Origin of the sequence: Hydrogenophaga crassostreae, assembly GCF_001761385.1 — a bacterium.
Lineage (GTDB): Bacteria > Pseudomonadota > Gammaproteobacteria > Burkholderiales > Burkholderiaceae_C > Hydrogenophaga > Hydrogenophaga crassostreae.
In genome coordinates this window covers 219,046-237,332 of the sequence record NZ_CP017476.1, presented here as the reverse complement: position 1 = coordinate 237,332, position 18,287 = coordinate 219,046, and the positions used below count along the sequence as shown (strand labels likewise).

General features: G+C 64.1%; 19 protein-coding genes. 18 read left to right on the top strand and 1 reads right to left on the bottom strand.

All coding sequences use genetic code 11. The annotated features are described in order from the left end of the window. Positions 1-78 precede the first annotated feature (78 nt). From LPB072_RS01185 to LPB072_RS01135, 11 genes are all read left to right on the top strand, one after another. Entirely contained in the window at positions 79-354 is a 276-nt protein-coding gene (locus LPB072_RS01185; RefSeq protein WP_066095052.1) for a hypothetical protein, read from the top strand. An 88-nt stretch (positions 355-442) separates the two neighbouring features. Then, positions 443-1,567 (top strand): glycolate oxidase subunit GlcE, encoded by a 1,125-nt coding sequence (glcE, locus tag LPB072_RS01180; RefSeq protein WP_096349125.1) that lies wholly within the window; start codon positions 443-445, stop codon positions 1,565-1,567. Positions 1,568-1,572: 5 nt separating this feature from the next. Continuing rightward, a complete protein-coding gene (glcF, locus tag LPB072_RS01175) occupies positions 1,573-2,802 on the top strand; it encodes a glycolate oxidase subunit GlcF (protein WP_066095046.1) in 1,230 nt (409 codons plus the stop codon). A 155-nt stretch (positions 2,803-2,957) separates the two neighbouring features. After that, positions 2,958-3,380: a DUF3597 domain-containing protein gene (locus LPB072_RS01170; protein ID WP_066095432.1), complete on the top strand. Its 423-nt coding sequence runs from the start codon at positions 2,958-2,960 to the stop codon at positions 3,378-3,380. 37 nt (positions 3,381-3,417) lie between these two features. Beyond that, positions 3,418-3,780 (top strand): CidA/LrgA family protein, encoded by a 363-nt coding sequence (locus LPB072_RS01165; RefSeq protein WP_066095043.1) that lies wholly within the window; start codon positions 3,418-3,420, stop codon positions 3,778-3,780. Then, positions 3,777-4,535, top strand: coding sequence for an LrgB family protein (locus LPB072_RS01160; protein WP_066095040.1), 759 nt, complete (start codon positions 3,777-3,779; stop codon positions 4,533-4,535). Before LPB072_RS01165 ends, LPB072_RS01160 begins: the two co-directional genes overlap by 4 nt. Before the next feature lie 261 nt (positions 4,536-4,796). Further along, positions 4,797-5,168, top strand: a complete 372-nt coding sequence (locus tag LPB072_RS01155) for a VOC family protein (RefSeq protein WP_066095037.1) — start codon at positions 4,797-4,799, stop codon at positions 5,166-5,168. 22 nt (positions 5,169-5,190) lie between these two features. Next, positions 5,191-5,715 carry an EVE domain-containing protein gene (locus tag LPB072_RS01150; RefSeq protein ID WP_066095034.1) on the top strand — a complete coding sequence of 175 codons (525 nt, stop codon included), beginning with the start codon at positions 5,191-5,193 and terminating at the stop codon, positions 5,713-5,715. Between the two features lie 113 nt (positions 5,716-5,828). Further along, a complete protein-coding gene (locus LPB072_RS01145) occupies positions 5,829-6,212 on the top strand; it encodes an MAPEG family protein (protein ID WP_066095031.1) in 384 nt (127 codons plus the stop codon). Positions 6,213-6,324: 112 nt separating this feature from the next. Beyond that, the gene (locus LPB072_RS01140; protein WP_066095028.1) at positions 6,325-7,047 is read left to right on the top strand and encodes a helix-turn-helix transcriptional regulator; all 723 of its coding nucleotides are present in this window, start codon (positions 6,325-6,327) and stop codon (positions 7,045-7,047) included. Positions 7,048-7,162: 115 nt separating this feature from the next. Then, positions 7,163-8,302 carry a response regulator transcription factor gene (locus tag LPB072_RS01135; protein ID WP_157559214.1) on the top strand — a complete coding sequence of 380 codons (1,140 nt, stop codon included), beginning with the start codon at positions 7,163-7,165 and terminating at the stop codon, positions 8,300-8,302. A gap of 204 nt (positions 8,303-8,506) precedes the next feature. Here LPB072_RS01135 and lplT read toward each other — a convergent pair whose 3' ends face one another. Continuing rightward, on the bottom strand, positions 8,507-9,790 hold the full coding sequence (gene lplT, locus LPB072_RS01130) for a lysophospholipid transporter LplT (RefSeq protein ID WP_066095022.1): 1,284 nt from the start codon (positions 9,788-9,790) through the stop codon (positions 8,507-8,509). 211 nt (positions 9,791-10,001) lie between these two features. Between lplT and alr the strand changes: the two genes are divergently transcribed. The 7 genes from alr to LPB072_RS01095 all read left to right on the top strand — a co-directional run bounded on the left by alr (position 10,002) and on the right by LPB072_RS01095 (position 18,243). After that, positions 10,002-11,126: an alanine racemase gene (gene alr, locus LPB072_RS01125; RefSeq protein WP_066095018.1), complete on the top strand. Its 1,125-nt coding sequence runs from the start codon at positions 10,002-10,004 to the stop codon at positions 11,124-11,126. Positions 11,127-11,257: 131 nt separating this feature from the next. Then, the gene (locus tag LPB072_RS01120; protein ID WP_066095016.1) at positions 11,258-12,367 is read left to right on the top strand and encodes an efflux RND transporter periplasmic adaptor subunit; all 1,110 of its coding nucleotides are present in this window, start codon (positions 11,258-11,260) and stop codon (positions 12,365-12,367) included. Positions 12,368-12,377: 10 nt separating this feature from the next. Further along, positions 12,378-15,641 carry an efflux RND transporter permease subunit gene (locus LPB072_RS01115; protein ID WP_066095014.1) on the top strand — a complete coding sequence of 1,088 codons (3,264 nt, stop codon included), beginning with the start codon at positions 12,378-12,380 and terminating at the stop codon, positions 15,639-15,641. Between the two features lie 82 nt (positions 15,642-15,723). After that, the gene (locus tag LPB072_RS01110) at positions 15,724-15,948 is read left to right on the top strand and encodes a YgaP family membrane protein (RefSeq protein WP_066095011.1); all 225 of its coding nucleotides are present in this window, start codon (positions 15,724-15,726) and stop codon (positions 15,946-15,948) included. 59 nt (positions 15,949-16,007) lie between these two features. Further along, on the top strand, positions 16,008-17,021 hold the full coding sequence (locus LPB072_RS01105; protein WP_066095007.1) for an SLAC1 anion channel family protein: 1,014 nt from the start codon (positions 16,008-16,010) through the stop codon (positions 17,019-17,021). A gap of 13 nt (positions 17,022-17,034) precedes the next feature. Next, a complete protein-coding gene (locus LPB072_RS01100; protein ID WP_082877121.1) occupies positions 17,035-17,337 on the top strand; it encodes a metal-sensing transcriptional repressor in 303 nt (100 codons plus the stop codon). Positions 17,338-17,475: 138 nt separating this feature from the next. Next, a complete protein-coding gene (locus LPB072_RS01095; RefSeq protein WP_066095004.1) occupies positions 17,476-18,243 on the top strand; it encodes a sulfite exporter TauE/SafE family protein in 768 nt (255 codons plus the stop codon). Positions 18,244-18,287 lie beyond the last annotated feature (44 nt).

Genomic DNA, 18,287 nt, shown 5'->3' with positions numbered 1-18,287 from the left:
GGCGGGGCCTTTTTTATTGCCTTCACGTATGTGCCTATGATCGTTTCCTGACAAGTCAAGAATACTCAGGAGGAAACCATGTCACGACAGATCGGGATCGCCCGCGCGCCTGCGCGCCCCCTCTTGCTCACTCTCTGCAGCGCACTGCTCTTTGGCGCCACCGCGCTGACCTTCAACAGTGGCGCCATCGCGGCCACGAAGAAGTCGACCGGGTCTGGCGAGAAAAAGCTGCCCTCAAAGGTCAGGTTCATCGACTCGCCATCGAGCGAAACCCCGGCCGCCCGCAAGAAGCGGCTCAAGATCGAATGCAAGGGCAGGCCCAACGCCGGTGCCTGTTTGGGCCACACCCGCTGAAGGGGACAGATGCTGGTCGGGCGCATTTGCAGCGTTCCGTGCAAAAAATTCAATGCCGTTTTCAAGAGCGGGCGCTACCATGCCAGCCATGAGCTCCACCGCCCCCGACACTCCCAGCGCCCTGATCGAACACATCAAGGCGGCCTCAGCGGCCCGCCGACCATTGCGCATCGTGGGCGGCGACACCAAAGCCTTCTACGGCAACCCGACCTCGGGCGAGGCGCTGTCCACGGCCAACTGGCGTGGCATCAGCAGCCACGAGCCCACCGAACTGGTGGTGACGGTTCGCGCCGGCACGCCACTGGTCGAACTGGAAGCCGCCCTCGCCGAAAAGGGGCAATGCCTGCCCTTCGACCCCCCGCATTTTGGTGAAACCTCCACCATCGGTGGCGTGGTTGCGGCGGGTCTTTCAGGGCCCGGCCGGGCCGGTGCAGGCGGCGTGCGCGACTATGTGCTCGGCCTGCAGTTCATCAACGGCAAAGGCGACTGGCTCACCTTCGGGGGGCAGGTCATGAAAAACGTGGCGGGCTACGACGTCAGCCGTGTCATGGCCGGCAGCCTCGGCACGCTGGGTGTCATCACCGACATCTCGCTGAAAGTGCTGCCCTTTGCCACCGCCGAGGCCACGCTGGTGTTCGAATTGAACCAGACCGAGGCGCTGGAGCAGTTGCACCGCTGGGGTGGCCAACCTTTGCCGATCAACGCTTCCTGCTGGGTGAAAGATGCCGCGCAACCCCATGCGCCCGAGCTGCTGTTCGTGCGGTTGCGCGGTGCCGTGGCCGCCGTTGAAGCCGCCGGCGAACGTTTGGTGAAAGAGGCCAACGGCCAGCGCATGGACAACGCGCAAGCAGGCCCCGATTGGGCCGCCTGCCGCGACCAGACCCTGCCCTTCTTCCGACCCCCTTCACCCGAGCTGTGCCTCTGGCGCCTGTCGCTGCCGCAAACTGCGCCCTCTATGTCGCTGGCATACGACCAGTTGGTCGAATGGCAAGGCGCACAGCGCTGGTTGTGGGCGCCCGCCTCTGCGGCCACTGAGCTGCGCAGCGCAGCGGCCACCGCAAAAGGCCATGCCACCCTGTTCCGTGCAGCGGCCGATAGGGCCCCTGGCGTGCCGCGCTTTGACCGCCAGAGTGCGGTCATCGAAGGCATCACCCACCGTTTGCGCACCGAATTCGACCCTGCTGGCATCTTCAACCCCGGCCGGATGGGCTGATCCTCATGCAAACCAACCTCTCCCCCGAATACAAGGCCCGCGCCGATGGCCAGGCTGCCGAAGCCATTCTGCGCAAATGTGTGCACTGCGGTTTCTGCACCGCCACCTGCCCGACCTACCAGCTGCTGGGCGACGAGCTCGACGGGCCGCGTGGGCGCATTTACCTGATGAAGCAGGTGCTCGAAGGGGCCGTGCCCACGCGCAAGACGCAGATGCACCTGGACCGCTGCCTGACCTGCCGCAACTGCGAGTCGACCTGCCCCAGTGGCGTGGACTACGGCCACCTGATCGACATCGGTCGCAAAATCGTGGACGAAAAGGTGCCGCGCCCGGCCGCGGAAAAAGCGGTGCGCTGGCTGCTCAAGGAAGGCTTGCCGTCGCCTCTGTTTGGCCCCGCCATGAAGCTGGGCCAGATGGTGCGCCCGCTGATGCCGGCGGCTCTGAAAAACAAGATCCCGGCCAAACAACAGGCGGGCGCCTGGCCCACGCAGACCCATGCGCGCAAGGTGCTGATGCTCGCGGGTTGTGTGCAGCCGGCGATGATGCCCAACATCAACACAGCCACGGCGCGCGTGCTGGACGCCGCCGGCATTCAGACGGTGGTTGCCGCCAAGGCCGGCTGTTGCGGTGCGGTGAAATTTCACCTGAACGACCAGGACGGCGGCAAGGCCGAGATGCGCGCCAACATCGACGCCTGGTGGCCCCACATTGAAAGCGGTGTCGAGGCCATCGTGATGAACGCGTCTGGCTGCGGCGTGACGGTCAAGGAATACGGCCACATCCTGGCCGACGACCCGGCCTACGCCGCCAAGGCGGCGCGCATCAGCGGGCTCACCAAAGACTTGAGCGAGTTGTTGCCCGCGATGGTGCCGGTGCTCAAACCCAAACTGGCGAAGACGCCGGACGCAAAAAAGGTGGTGGGTTTTCACCCGCCCTGCACGCTGCAGCACGGCCAGCAGCTCAAAGGTGGCGTGGAGCAACACTTGGGCGCGCTGGGCTTCACCGTGATGGTGGCGAAAAACGAGGCCCATCTGTGCTGTGGCTCAGCCGGGACCTACTCGGTGCTCAACCCCGAGCTGTCTTACCAGTTGCGCGACCGCAAGCTGGGCCACCTGAATGAACTCAAGCCCGCGGTGATCACCAGCGCCAACATCGGCTGCATTACCCACCTGCAAAGCGGCACCGAAATCCCTGTGCGCCACTGGATCGAGTTGCTGGACGACGCGCTGGCCTGACACCCTGAGGCACTTGTGCACACCGCGGTGTGCTGCGCACGGCCTGATTCGGCCAAGCGTCACGCCGATTGGGTGCAATGGCGATATGCTTGCAGCGCAGGGTCGTCAGCGTCCGCTCCTGCTTTTTGTTTTTTGACGCCACCAAAGGATTGATCATGGGTTTCTTCAGCAACATTCTTGAAAAGCTTGGCATGAAAGAGGCCGCTGCAGCGCCCGTCATCACGCCTCCTGCTCCAGCCGCAGCCCCTGCTGCAGCCCCAGCGGCAGCAGCAGCACCCGTCGCCGCGGCAGCCGCAGCCCCGGCGGTGCAGTCCATCACCATGGTCGACGTGGTCGCTCTGCTGACCGAAAAGGCCGCGGCCAACCCGGAAAAGCTCAACTGGAAAACCTCCATCGTCGACCTGCTCAAGTTGCTCGGCCTGGACAGCAGCCTGACCGCCCGCAAGGAACTGGCCAAAGAGTTGTACTGCCCTGATGAAAAAATGGCCGACTCTGCCCAGATGAACATGTGGCTGCACAAAAACGTGCTGGGCCACATTGCAGCCAACGGCGGCAACATTCCCAAAGAACTGCTCTGAACGTGGTGCCGGGCGAGCAGGCTTGGCTTTGCCGGCGATGATTCCCGCACTCGCCACGCTGCTTGTCTGCCAGCTCATTGGCGAGGCGCTGGTGCGCACGCTGGCCTTGCCGATTCCAGGGCCCGTCGTGGGTATGGCCTCGCTGCTGCTGGCCCTGATGCTGCGGCCTTCGTTGCTCACGGCCATCAAACCCACCACGCAAACCCTGCTACAACATTTCTCCCTGCTGTTTGTACCTGCCGGCGTGGGCGTGATGCTGCATTTGCAGCGCCTGGGCGATGAGGCCTTCGCCATTGGTGTGGCCTTGGTGATCAGCACCTGGGTAGGACTGGCCAGCGCGGCGCTCACCATGGCCTGGCTGATGAAGCGGGTCGCGCCCAAAGACGGCAGCGCGCCATGAACGAAGGCCTGCCGCTGCCCACCCTGGACGTCGGGCGCCTGGCCGATGTCTGGGTATACCTGTCCACCACGCCACTGCTCGGCCTGACCGTCACCCTGCTGGTCTACCATGGCGCTTTCCTGCTCTATCGGCGCAGCGGCTTTCATTCGCTGGCCAACCCGGTGGGCCTGTCGGTCATCGCACTGGGGACCCTGCTCTGGGCCACCGGCACACCCTACGCCACCTATTTCGAAGGGGCGCAGTTTGTGCACTTCCTGCTCGGGCCCGCCACGGTGGCACTGGCTGTGCCACTGATGGAGCAACTCGCGCGCATCAAACGCCTGTGGCTGCCCATGCTCGGCGCCCTGGTCGTGGGCACGCTGGCGGCGACCGTGACCGCCATCGGTGTGGGCTGGGCCCTGGGTGCCTCAAAAGTCACGCTGGCATCGCTGGCGCCCAAATCGGTCACCGCGCCCGTGGCCATGGGTATTGCAGAAAAGATTGGCGGCCTGCCTTCGCTCACGGCGGTCCTGGTGGTCTGCACCGGCATCCTCGGCGCGGCCAGCGCGCGCTGGCTGTTTGACGCGCTGCGCATCCACGACCCCGTCGTTCGCGGCTTCGCCCTCGGTACCGCTGCTCACGGCATCGGCACGGCGCGCGCCTTTCAGGTGAACGAAGAATCGGGCGCCTTTGCGGGCCTTGCCATGGGGCTCTCGGCGCTGTTCAGCGCGGTGGCCCTTCCCCTGGTGGCTGGCTGGTTGCTGCGCTGGGTTTAGGCTACCCCCCGAGCCGGCATCGCCGTCACGCCCAGGGGGCGGCACTGGCGGCCCGGGGAAGCCGGTTCCGCTGGTGCCCTGGATTAAAACCACCCTCTCTGGCGTGAGATGTATCCAGCCCGGGATGCGGTGGAACCGGCTTTATCGGGCCACACGCATCGCCCCTTGGGGGGAGGCGCGGGGGGTGTCGCTCCAGACTGCTGACACACCGGTGTCAGCAGGGCTGGCGCACCATGCTGTCTTCATCACAAAGGAGCCCTCATGAACACCGCCATCAACTGGTTTGAAATTGCCGTCACCGACCTCGATCGGGCCCAGCGCTTCTACGAATCGATCCTGGGTTGCACCATGCAACGCGAGGCCATGGGGCCCAACGCCATGGCGGTGTTTCCCTATACGCGGGGCGAAGGCGTGAGCGGTGCGCTCATGCCAGTGACAGAGAGCCCCCATCCAGGTTGCGGCACGCTGGTGTACCTGAACGCAGGCGTTTCACTGGATGCCGTGCTGGCCCGTGTCGTGTCAGCAGGCGGTGCGCTCGCACAACCGCGCCAGGCGCTGCCGCCCGGCATGGGCTTCTTCGCCCACATCACCGATCCCGACGGCAACCGCGTGGGGCTGCATGCACTGGACTGAACCAGGCTGTGACCCAAAGGCCATGGGCTTGGACACCCGCGCGAGCGACATGTCCTTGCCGCGCTGCTGGATCGCCGTTGCCTGCGCTGAACACGCCTCGCACGGCCGTGAGCAAGGCTTCATGCAGGTATGCCACGGCAAAGCCGGGCCACTGAGGCGACTGCGGGCTGGTGACTGGGTCGCCTGCTATGCGCCAGCCCGGACCATGGGCGGCAAAGACCGCTTGCAAAGCTTTGTCAGCCTTGGTGTGGTGCAAACCGGTGCGCCGTACGCCATCGACATGGGTGGCGGCTTCGTGCCACACCGTCTCGATCTGCGCTATGTGGAGGCCCGTCCGGCCCCCATCGCACCCTTGCTTGATGCGCTGGATTTCGTCGAAGACCGTCAGCGGTGGGGCCACCGGTTCCGCTTCGGCTTGTTCGAAGTCTCAAGCGCTGACCTGCGTTGCATTGGCCGGGCCATGGGTGCAGTTGAGGGACCTGTGGCGCACGGGCACGGTGTTGGGTCAGGCCAGGCACCGCACATATCGACTTTGCCCATGTTCTGAGAACATGGCGCCGGGGCCGCGGGACAAAGCGGTGATCTGTCCGGTTCGGCCATTTTGGGTGGTGAGTGCACGCCGCACGCACCCGCATTTGCACATGGGAAGGTTGTTGAAAAATGCCGTTTGTTGAACTGGTTTCCGTGACTGCCGTGTTGCAGTTTTTCTTCTTTGGCGCCATGACGGGCCGCGCTCGACGGGACTCCGGCCTCAAAGCCCCGGCCATGACGGGCCATGATGGGTTTGAGCGCATGTACCGGGTGCAAATGAACACCATGGAGATGTTGGTCGCCTTGCTTGCGGGCCTGCTGATCGCTGGAAAGTACTGGCCTGAGTGGCTGGTGGGCGGCCTGGGTGTGGTGTATGTGGTCGGTCGCTTCATATACTGGCGCGCCTATGTTGCCCAACCTTCAACGCGCACCCTGGGGTTCATGCTGTCCATGGTCCCCACCTTGGCGCTTTTGCTATTGGCGCTGGTGGGCATCATTCAAACGTGGCTGTAAGCGCCGGTGCCAGAATGCACGGTGAATTGCGGAACGGCTCGCCGCCTGTCCCACCATCGATTCAAACCCTAGGGCAAAGTGACTCTTTCATCACGATGAACAGCCTCCCCATATGCGCCGCGCTGACCGACTTTTTTCCATCGTTCAACTGATCCGCGGGCGGCGTTTGTCAACCGCGGCCTGGCTTGCCGAGCGGCTGGAAGTATCGCCGCGCACGGTGTACCGCGACGTGGCCGATTTGCAGCACCAGGGCGTGCCTATCGAAGGCGAGGCCGGTGTGGGTTACCGGCTCGGCCGGGGTTTCGATTTGCCGCCTTTGATGTTCACGCTTGATGAGGCCCGCGCGCTGGCCATGGCCACCCAGATGGCCAGCCAATGGCTGGACCCTGCGCTGGCGCTGGCAGCCAGCGATGCGATGTCACGCGTGATGTCGGTCTTGCCCGCCTCCATGCGCGCTGAAATCGAACACATGCCCATCGTCGCGCCGGGCAGTGGGCTGGAGCCGGCGGTGGCGCGTCAGTTGCAGACCCTGCGCGAAGCCACGCAGAAGCGAGAGGTGCTGCAGATCGACTACGAAGACTTGCGCAATCAGCACACCACACGAGCGGTCTGGCCTCTGGGATGTTTCTATTGGGGAACGGTCTGGACGCTTGCGGCCTGGTGCGAAAACCGGTCCGACTTTCGCAGCTTCCGGGTTGACCGCATTCGCTCGATCGCACCAGCCGATCGCCGGTTTGGGGCTCGGGCAGGGCGCACCCTGGCCGACATGCTCAGGCAGGTGTCCGCCCGAGAGGGCGGAAAGCGACACACAAAAGCGGAACCACCCATTTCTTGACACTTTGCTCACAGTTTGGTGACCTATATCGCATTGTTGTTCGAAGCTGTTGTCACAAAGCAGGCATACTTCGATGAAATAGGTAACTCATTTGTATCAGCGAGACAATGGCATGGTGAGCGCGTACACAGTGGCCCTGGTCGGGTTTGCACAAAACGAATCTGCGACGTTCGAGTCGTTTTTCCGTTTGGCCGCCCGTCGCCCTCCGGCCTATGCCGTGCAGGACGAAGTGATCGATGCCCAGCTTCTGATCGTCAACGCCGACAACGCCCAGGCGCTGCATCTGGTGCGCTATGCCGAGTTGCCGGGCAAGGTGTTGCTCGTGGGGCAAAACGACGGGGGCACCGGCTGGCCCTTGCAGCGCAAACCGATCAAGCTGGTGGCGGTTCTGGGCATGCTCGATGAACTGGTCGGCGTGCGAAAGGCCCCCGCCAGTGGCCCAACCCCTTTGACGGCACACGCGCCCGCCACGCCCATCAAGCGAGGCGGCGACCGCGGGTTCGCCGCGACCGAACCCTATTCCAGCGCACACATGCCGCTGGCTCCTGCCAAGAAGAGTCCGCCCAGCAGACGCGGTGCCGAAACCGAGTTTCCCAATACCCGCCCCATGGTGCGGCGCATGGCGCCTTCCCCGATGCCAGTGCTCGCCATGCCAGCCAGGCCTGCGGCGCCCGCAGCCCAGATCGAAAAATCACAGGCTTCACGCCCGGGCGTGATGGGCGTCACCAACTTCGGCGGTCTGGAAGAACTGCCCATGGCAGCCGACACGCATTCTTCGCAGAGCCGGCGTCCGCGAAGCGGCCGCTCGACCAATGAAGAAGCCAGCAAGCCTGTACCGGAAGTGCGCCGGGGTGACGTGTTGCTGGTGGCCGAGAGCCTGGTCGAGGGGCGCATTCTCCACAAACGCCTGAAAAAGTACGATTTCGCGATCGACTGGTCGCGCGAAGCCAAGCAAGCCGTGGCCATGATCAAGGCGCACGCCTACCGCCTGGTGGTCATCGACCGGCTCAATGGATCCCCCGATGCCTACGCCGTGTGCCGAGCGGCCAAGCAGCGCAAACTGGCCAACGGCACCACCTCGGTCGTGGTCATGTTTGCGCCTACTGCCGGCAGCATGGACCGCCTCAAAGCCGGCCTGGCGGGCAGCGACGCCTACCTGTCGCGTTCGGTGGCCGAATCCGAGCTGTACCGGATACTGGCCCAACACCGTCTCGTCAGCCTCGACGGCTTCGAAAAGACCAACGTCGGTTTTTGACCCCCCGCGCCGGTCAATGGCGTTCTGGGGTAAGACACGCCGCGTCGTGTGTCGCTTCCATATACCCCCGGCATTTCATTCATGCAAATGACTCTCCGGCGAGCGTGTCTTAACCCAGAATGCCGCGGAACTGTCTTCGCCAGGCCGCCAGCATCGCCCCCTGGGGGGTGACGCGCTGAAAGCGCAGCGCGGGGGGTGCCCAATCTACCCGTGAAGGTCGTCGCGGCGCGCGATCTCCATCAGGCGCTCCAGTTCATGGGGATGGGTGCGCAGGTTGTATTGGTGCCATTTCATGATCACCCACATGAAACCACCCACCACCAACCCGAAGGCCGTGATGGCCAGCATGGACGACACACCGGCGGCCGTGGAAGCGCTGTAGGCCGCACCCAGAAACAGGATGCAAGCCTGCTCGTTGAAGTTCTGCACCGCGATGGAGCGGCCCGCGCCCATCAGGTTGTGGCCCCGGTGCTGCAACAAGGCGTTCATCGGCACCACCAGAAAGCCGCCCAGGCCACCGAGCAAAACAAGAAATGGCGCGGCAACCCACACGTTGTCGATGAAATTCATGCAGATCACCAGCACACCCATGGCAATGCCCAGCGGCATCACGCGTGTGGCCTGATCGAGCTTCATGCGCATGGAAGCCACCACCGCTCCCACCGCGGTGCCCAGAGCCACCACACCCACCAGGCTGGACGCTTGTGTGGTGGAGTAGCCCAGCGCGGCCCCGGCCCATGCCAGCACGATGTAGCGCAGGTTGCCGGACACACCCCAGAACAGGGTGGTGGTTGAGAGGGAGATCTGCCCCAGGTGATCGCGCCACAGCCGCATGTTGCAGCGCCAGAAATCGGGCAGCAGCGCCAGCGGATTCTTCGGCATCGGCCGTGGTGTGACACCCGACAAGGGAATGCGGGTATTGAACCAGGCTGCCAGTGCATAGATGATCACCAGCGCCGCAATGGCGGCTTCGGCTGGGTGATCGATGCCGGTATGCAAACCCGGAATATCGATGGCGAGCAGCGCGCTTGCTGCCCATGGTGAGACCAACTGACCGCCCAGCAGGACACCCAGAATAATGGACGCAATCGTCAACCCTTCGATCCAGCCATTGGCCTTGACCAGCTGGGAGGGTGGAAGCAATTCGGTCAAGATGCCGTATTTGGCGGGAGAGTAGGCAGCGGCACCGAGACCAACCAATGTGTAGGCAAGAAGTGGGTGCACACCTACAAGCATCAGCAAACAACCCACCACCTTGATGGCATTGCTGAGAAACATGACCTGCCCTTTGGGCTTGGCGTCGGCAAAAGCCCCTACAAAAGGCGCCAACAGCACGTAAAACAAGGCAAAAAGAGGAACCAGTGCTGCGGCCTGCCACCTGGGCTCACCATTGCTGCGCAACAACTCGATGGCGGCCACAAACAACGCGTTGTCAGCCAGCGAGCTGAAAAACTGCGCCGTCATGATGGTGTAGAAGCCGCGCTTCATGCAGATGATTTTGTAGGCCGCAAGGGTCCAAGCGCTGGGCTTGAGGCGGCTGTTTTGTGCGAAAGTTCGGCGTACGGTCTCAAGGGATGCTGGTTATAGCACGCCATTTGTGACAGCCTGTAATACCTAAAGCCTCTCAGATCCCACACTTCGCAGAAACCCGAACCGTTTTGAGCCGCCGTCGGTTCTTTCAACCCTCAGAAGATCCACCATGCCCCGTCCGATTCTTGCCACCGTTCACTCCGCCGCCCTGCGCCACAACCTGAACCAGGCCCGTCTGCGCGCACCGGACGCGAAGGTTTGGGCCGTGGTCAAAGCCAACGCCTATGGTCACGGCATCGAGCGCGCGTTCGAGGGTTTGCGCAGCGCCGACGGCTTTGCCATGCTCGATTTCGACGAAGCCCAGCGCATTCGCGCGCTGGACTGGCGTGGCCCGATACTGATGCTCGAGGGCGTCTTTGAGCCCCGCGATCTGGAGTTGTGTTCGCGGCTGGGTCTTTGGCACACGGTGCATTGCACCGAACAGCTCGACTGGCTGGCAGCCCATAAAACGCAGGCGCCACACCGCGTTTTTCTCAAGCTCAACAGCGGCATGAACAGGCTGGGCTTTGCGCCCACCGCCTTTCGCGCCGCCTGGGCGCGGCTCAACGCTTTGCCACAGGTGGAAGAGATTTCCCTCATGACGCACTTCAGCGACGCCGACGGTCCCCGGGGCATCGCCCACCAGGTGGCGGCGTTCGAAACCGTCACAGCCGACTTGCCGGGGGAGCGCACGCTGTGCAACAGCGCGGCGATCCTGCGCCACGCCGGCAGCCCATTGCGTGGCGAAGGCGCAGTCACCACCCTGGCGGCCGACTGGGTGCGCGAAGGCATTGCGCTCTACGGCAGCGCGCCCGACCACCCGGAGAACACCGCTGCCACATGGGGGCTGACGTCCGCCATGACGCTTTCAACCCGCGTGATCGGCGTGCAATCGCTGCAGGCCGGCGACACCGTGGGGTACGGCTCGGCGTTCACGGCCGATGGTCCAATGCGCGTGGGCGTGATTGCCTGTGGCTACGCCGATGGCTATCCGCGCCACGCACCAACCGGCACACCGGTATTGATCAACGGCATTCGCACCCGAATCGTGGGGCGGGTGAGCATGGACATGGTCACGGTCGACCTCACACACCTCGATGCCTCGGTCGGGGTCGGCGCAGAGGTGATTTGCTGGGGTGAATCGCCCTCCACAGGCGCGGTGTTGCCCGTGGACGAGGTGGCTGAAGCCGCCGGGACGATTGCCTACGAGTTGCTGTGTGCGGTCGCGCAAAGGGTGCCTTTCTTGGTGGTTTGATCGCCGGGTCCGGCTCTGCGGAAAGGAAAGGCCCCAGGCGCTGGGAGCGGCCCGAAAACCACACATCACGCAATTCGCCCTTGTACCCCCAGGGGTATACATATATACTGGGCAGGTATAGGAGCACAACCATGTCTGCCCAGTCTTTTTCAGTCGCAAAAAATCCCATCAAGACCGCCTTGGCCTTGACCTTCGGCGTGTTGTTCTACAGCGCGCTGGCGAGAGCCGAAGCGCCCCAGGTGCCCGTGGTCCAGGTGGGCGCACAAACGGTCACCGCCGGACTGGAGCTGGATGGCAGCTTGCAGGCCGTGCGCCAGAGTGTCCTGTCCGCCCAGGCCAGTGGCCGCATTGCGGAGCTGAACGTCAAGGCGGGCGATCAGGTGAAGGCCGGCCAGGTGCTGGCCGTGATCGATGACCGCGCCACCCGCGCCGGTGTGGCCCAGGCCCAGGCGGGCGTGGCGCAGGCCGATGCGCAACTCACCAACGCCCAGGCCCAGTTCGAGCGCACCCGCGATCTGCGCGCCAAGGGGTTTGTGGCGCAGGCGGCGCTGGACACCGCGCAATCGCAACTGAAAGCCGCTCAAGCGGGTCTGGCTGCCGCACGCGCCGGCCAGACGCAATCGTCTTTGGCCCAGGGCTTCACCCGCCTGACCGCCCCGTACGACGGCTGGGTGCTGCAAACCCATGCCGAAGCGGGCGCCTTGGCAATGCCGGGTGCACCCGTGCTGACCGTTTATGCGCCGCAGCCGATACGCGCTGTGGTCTATGTGCCCGCGTCACAGCAGGCAATGGCGCAGTCGGCCGAGCGCGTGGAAGTGCAACTGCCTGACAGCGGCACCTGGGTGGTGCCAGCCAGCCAGACGCGTCTGCCTGCCGCCGACCCCATTTCACAGACCGTGGAATGGCGACTGGACCTGACCCGCGATGACGGTGCAAAACAAACCCCCGGCACGCAGGTGCGGGTGCGTTTCGCTGGAACCACTGCGAGCCAGACCGCCGCCAATGACCGGCTCGTGGTGCCCGCGTCGGCAGTGCTGCGCCGTGGCGAATTGACAGCCGTGTATGTGGTTGCCTCCAAAGGCAGCGACAAACCCGAAGGATTTGCCTTGCGCGCTGTGCGCACCGGCAACGCGAACGGCGCAGACGGAATCGAAGTGTTGGCAGGCCTGAAGGCAGGTGACCGCGTGGCACTGGATCCGGTGCGTGCAGGGTTGGCCGGCGCCGTGCCTGCAGCCCGTTAAGGAGCTCGCCATGAGCCACACTCCCCAAATCGACGACGGTCAACCTCTGGAGAAGCTCGGCTTCTCGGGTTCGGTGGCGCGCATGTTCCAGGGCAACGCAATCACGCCGCTGCTCGCGCTGGTTGCCCTGCTGCTCGGCCTGTTCGCCGTGATGGTGACGCCGCGCGAAGAAGAGCCCCAGATCAATGTGACCATGGCCAATGTGCTGATCCCCTTCCCCGGGGCATCGAGCGCAGACGTGGAAAAGATGGTGGCTGCGCCCGCCGAACACGTGCTGTCCCAGATTCAGGGCATTGAACACACCTACTCCGTGGCCCGCCCCGGCGTGGCCGTGCTCACCGTGCAATTCCAGGTGGGTGTGCCGCGCACGGAAGCACTGGTGCGCCTGTACGACGTGCTCAACGCCAACCAGGACTGGTTGCCTACGGGTCTGGGTGTGCTCACCCCCATCGTGAAACCGAAAGGCATTGACGATGTGCCGGTGCTCGCGGCCACGCTGTGGACCAAAGACGCCAGCAGCGCGCTGGATCTGGAGCGCGTGGCCCACTCGGTGGAAACCGAACTCAAACGGGTCAAGGGCACACGTGAAGTGGTCACCATCGGCGGCCCCGGCCGCGCGGTCAATGTCTGGCTGGAGCCCAACAAGCTGCGCGAGCGCGGTGTGAGCGTGCAGGCCCTTTATGGCGCCATCGGATCGGCCAACCAGGCCATGCCTTCGGGTTCGGTGGTCAACGCCAACCCGGCACCGGGCGAGCCCGGCATGCTCAGCGTGGAGACGGGCGAGTTCCTGCAAAGCGCGCAGGACGTGGGCGACATCGTGGTCGGTGTGAGCCAGGGCCGGCCGATTTACCTGCGCGAAGTGGCGCGGGTCGAAGCCGGTGCCCAACTGCCGCAGCGCTATGTGTGGTTCACGCCGGGCGCCGCCGGCGACGCAGCGTTCGATGACCAGAAGGGCCAGAACCACCCGGCGGTGACCATTACCGTGACCAAGAAGCCCGGCGAAAACGCAGTCGATGTGGCGGCCGGTGTGCGCCAGCGGCTCGATGCCTTGAAAAACACCGTGATCCCGGACGATGTGGAAGTGTCCATCACGCGCGACTACGGCGAAACCGCCGCAGCGAAAGCCAACAAGCTGATCCAGAAGCTGATTTTTGCCACCGCCAGCGTGATCATTCTGGTGGGTCTGGCGCTGGGCAGGCGCGAAGCCGTGATCGTTGGTGCGGCCGTGATTCTCACGCTGACCGCCACCCTGTTCGCCTCATGGGCCTGGGGCTTCACACTCAACCGCGTGTCGCTTTTCGCACTGATTTTCTCCATCGGCATCCTGGTCGACGACGCCATCGTGGTGGTGGAAAACATCCACCGACACCGCCAGCTCACGCCCGATGTGCCGCTCTCGATCATCATTCCGCGCGCGGTCGATGAGGTCGGCGGACCCACGATTCTGGCCACCTTCACCGTGATCGCGGCCTTGCTGCCGATGGCGTTTGTGACAGGCCTGATGGGCCCCTACATGAGCCCGATCCCGATCAACGCCAGCATGGGCATGGCGATCTCACTGGCCATCGCTTTCACCGTCACCCCCTGGCTCGCGCTCAAACTCACGAAAGTGGATGGGCACGCCGCGCATGGCCCCGGCAAGATCACCCACGCGCTGCAAAACTTCTTCACACGCACGCTCACGCCACTGCTGGCCAGCGCACGCAAGCGCTGGCTTCTTCTGGCAGGCATCTTGGTTGCGCTGCTGCTTTCCGTGGGCCTCGCGATGGTTCAGTGGGTGGTGCTGAAGATGCTGCCCTTCGACAACAAGAGCGAGTACCAGGTGGTGCTCGACATGCCCGCTGGCACGCCGCTGGAAGACACGGCTGCTGCCCTGCAGGACATGACGGCTTTTCTCGCGTCGCAACCCGAGGTGGCGAACGTGCAGGGCTATGCCGGTACGGCGAGCCCCATCACTTTCAACGGCCTGGTGCGCCAGTACTACCTGCGTGCCGAGGCTGAAAGTGGTGATTTGCAGATCAACCTGATCGACTCGCACCAACGCAGCGAGAAGAGCCATGCCATCGCGCAGCGTCACCGTCCCGAACTGGAGAAGATTGCCGCCGTGCACGGCGCGCGCATCAAAGTGGTCGAAGTGCCACCCGGCCCGCCCGTGATGTCACCCATCGTGGCCGAGGTGTATGGGCCGGATCAGGCCGGACGCGCCGAGCTCGCCTTGCGCGTGGCAGACGCCTTCAAGAAGACACCCGACATCGTGGGCGTGGACACCACGCTGAAAGAGCACGCACCGCGCGCCTTTCTGCGCATCCAGCGCCAGCGCGCCGAGTCGTTGGGCATCCCGGTTCAGGTGATTGCTCAAACGGTTTACACCGCATTGTCTGGTTCGGATGCCGCCTACCTGCACGATGGCCAGGCCAAGTTCGCGGTGCCGGTGCGACTGCAACTGCCGCTGGACAAACAAGTAGGGTTGAACAGCCTGCTGGCCCTGCCCATGAAGGCGGCCAATGGCGCCATGGTTCCCCTGTCCGAGCTGGTGACGGTGGAGCGCGGCGTGATCGACCAGCCGCGTTACACCAAAGACATGTTGCCCGTGACCTACGTCTTTGGTGACATGGCCGGCAAGCTGGACTCGCCCCTCTATGGCCTGGCCGACATACGCAGCCACATGAAAGAAGCCGCCCTGCCCAACGCTGGTGAACTCGGCGAGTACTGGATCAGCCAGCCCAAAGACCCCTACCGCGAGTACGCGGTGAAGTGGGATGGCGAATGGCAGATCACGTTTGAGACCTTTCGCGACATGGGTGCGGCCTATGGCGTGGGGTTGATCCTGATCTACCTGCTGGTCGTGGCGCAGTTCAAGAGCTACATGACGCCGCTGATCATCATGGCCCCGATCCCGCTGACCATCATCGGCGTGATGCCGGGCCACGCCCTGATGCATGCGCAGTACACCGCCACCTCCATGATCGGCATGATCGCGCTGGCCGGCATCATCGTGCGCAATTCGATCTTGCTGGTGGACTTCATCGAGCTGGAAACGGCGCGCGGCGTGCCGTTCGCGCAAGCCGTGGTGCAGTCGGCCGCGGTGCGCGCACAACCCATCGCCTTGACCGGCCTGGCCGCCATGATGGGCGCCTTCTTCATCCTCGACGATCCGATCTTCAACGGGCTGGCTGTGTCGCTGATCTTCGGTATCGCCGTGTCCACCATGCTGACCTTGGTGGTGATTCCTGTCTTGTATTACGCCGTGTACCGAAAACGCCATGAAACATGAGCGCCCCTTCGGTGGTGTGTGCCCGTGACTACCTTGCTTGCTTTTTTTTCCGTTTCATTAACTTTTATCCTGGGAGATTGACATGACCGTCGAACGCTATATCCGCATCCTGGCCGGCACCTTCATCATGCTGTCGCTGGCATTGGGCATCGAAGGCAGCCCGATTTTTGTGAGCCAGTGGTTTCTGGCCTTTACCGCCTTTGTCGGTTTCAACCTGTTCCAATCCGGCTTCACCGGTTTCTGTGGCCCGGGCATCATTCTGAGAAAACTGGGCGTGCCCGAAGGCAACGGCGCCTGCAACCGCTGAGCAGACCCGGCCGGGTCTTGTTAGGCTGAGCCACTTCCCACAACGATTCCACTGCATCCATGACGTCACCCACCCCACTCAAATTCCTCATGCCCGGCTGGTTCTCGGTGGTCATGGGCCTGTGTGGCCTGTCGCTGGCCTGGCACCGTGCCAGCGGCTTGCTGGGCAGCATGGCCGATGGCATCGCCCTGGTGGCCGGTGGCTTGGCAGCGCTGGTGTTCGTGGTGTTGCTGGTGGCATCCATCGTGCGAGCATCGCGCTACCCCGCGGCGTTGGCCGATGATTTGAAGCACCCCGTTCGCCACGCCTTTGTGGCGGCATTTCCCGTGGCCATGTTGCTGCTCGCGGCCGTCGGCGTGGCCCTGTTTGGGGTCCACCCGCTGCTCAACGCCCTCTGGTGGCTGGGCGCGCTGACGCAGCTGTGGGCCACGGTCTGGGTGTTGGGGCACTGGCTCGCGCCCGTGAGCAATGCCACCTCGGGCAACACGGGCCTGTGGCCAGCGGTCACGCCGGTGCTGCTGATCGCGGTGGTGGGCAATGTGGTCGCGCCTCTGGCGGGACTGCCGCTCGGTCACGAAACCTGGTCGGCGGTGCAGATGGGCATTGGCACGTTTTTCTGGCCCATCGTCATGGGTTTGATCCTGGTTCGCCGCATCGCCCACAGCCCCTTGCCCGACCGCATCTTGCCGGCCTGGTTCATCACCCTGGCGCCCCCTGCGGTGATCGGTGTCGTGTTCACCCTCTTTCAGGCCCCGCAAGCCGTGGTGCTGGGCATCTGGGGCATTGCAGCGTTTCAGTTGCTCTGGTTGTTGCCGCTGATCAAACGCATCGCCAGCCAACCGTTTGGCATCGCGTTCTGGGGCCTGTCGTTCCCGATGGCCGCATTCGCCACACTCACCCTGCGCCTGGCCGAACTGAAGGTGGATTCCGGCTTCGAGACGCTGGGCGTTCTGCTGTTGGCGGTGGCTTCCGTCACCATTCTCTGGCTGGGATTCGCCACCGTGCGGGGCCTGCGCGAAGGTTCGCTGCTCGCTCCTGAGCCCATCGCCAGCATCCAGCCTGTGGCTGCCTGACAGGATCATTCGCTTGGCTGCGCCCGCTTGCTCCGCGCCCTCAGACCGCCTGAGCGAGACGCGCAAGGCCGATTTGCTGCACCGCTTGCGCCGCGCAGAGGGTCAGGTGCGTGGCTTGCAAAAGCTGCTGGCCAACGACGCCGACTGCACCAAGATCGCCCAGCAGCTGCTTGCCACGCGGCATGCGCTGGACAGCACCTATGTTCGGTTGAGCCTCTCCGTCAGCGAGCAGGAACTCGCACAAGCCGATGGCGGGGCGGGTTCGGTGAGCGAGGTATTCGACCGGCTCCAGCAACGCCTGGGGCGATCCCTCTAGCGGATCGGTCGATTGCCCCTCTCGGCTTGCCAGCCGGGTTGCTGGAAAACAGTGATGACCTCCATGCATGGAATGGGTTCGGCCCACACTGACCATAATGAGCGGCTCTGCCAATCCGGCTGATCTTCCCTGCTTCTGATGGACGCCCTCTTCAACCCCGCGCTCCTGGCTTGCGCTGCTTTTGCAGCGGGCGTGCTCAATGCCATCGCTGGTGGCGGCAGCTTTCTCACCTTCCCTGCGCTGGTCTTTACCGGTGTGCCCCCCATCGTGGCCAACGCCACCAGCGCACTGGCGGTGAGCCCCGGCTATCTCGGCAGCACGCTGGGCTTCAAAGCCGAGCTGCGCGAAATGGCCCCGAAGCGGTTGTGGCGCGAGATGGCAATCTGCGCGGTCGGTGGCGTGGCCGGGGCATTGCTGCTGCTGGTCACCCCGGCCCATCTGTTTGCCGGCATCGTGCCCTGGCTGCTGCTGTTTGCCACGCTGCTGTTCGCCGCCGGGCCCTCGATCGCCCGCTGGGCCCGTGGGCACTCGACGGCCTCGGCCAGCAACGAGCCCCGCTGGCGCGACGTGGCCCTGCTGGCGGTGGCCATTTACGGCGGCTACTTCAACGGTGGGTTGGGGATTCTGTTGATGGCGCTGTACAGCGTGGCGGGGGAAACCCGCCTCAATGTGGTCAACGCGCTCAAAAATCTCAACTCCCTGGTGTTGTCGTGGCTGTCGGTGGCGGCATTTGTGGTCGCTGGCGCCATCGCCTGGCGCGAGGGGCTGATCATGATGGTGGCGGCCACTGCGGGCGGTTTTCTGGGTGCACGGTGGTCCAAACGCCTGCCGGCGAGGTGGGTGCGACTGGGGGTCATCGCCACCGGCCTGGTGATGACCGCGGTGTTTTTCGCCCGACTGGACTAGGCGTCTGTGCGGCCCAAGGCGGCGACTCGAAACCAGTGAACGCC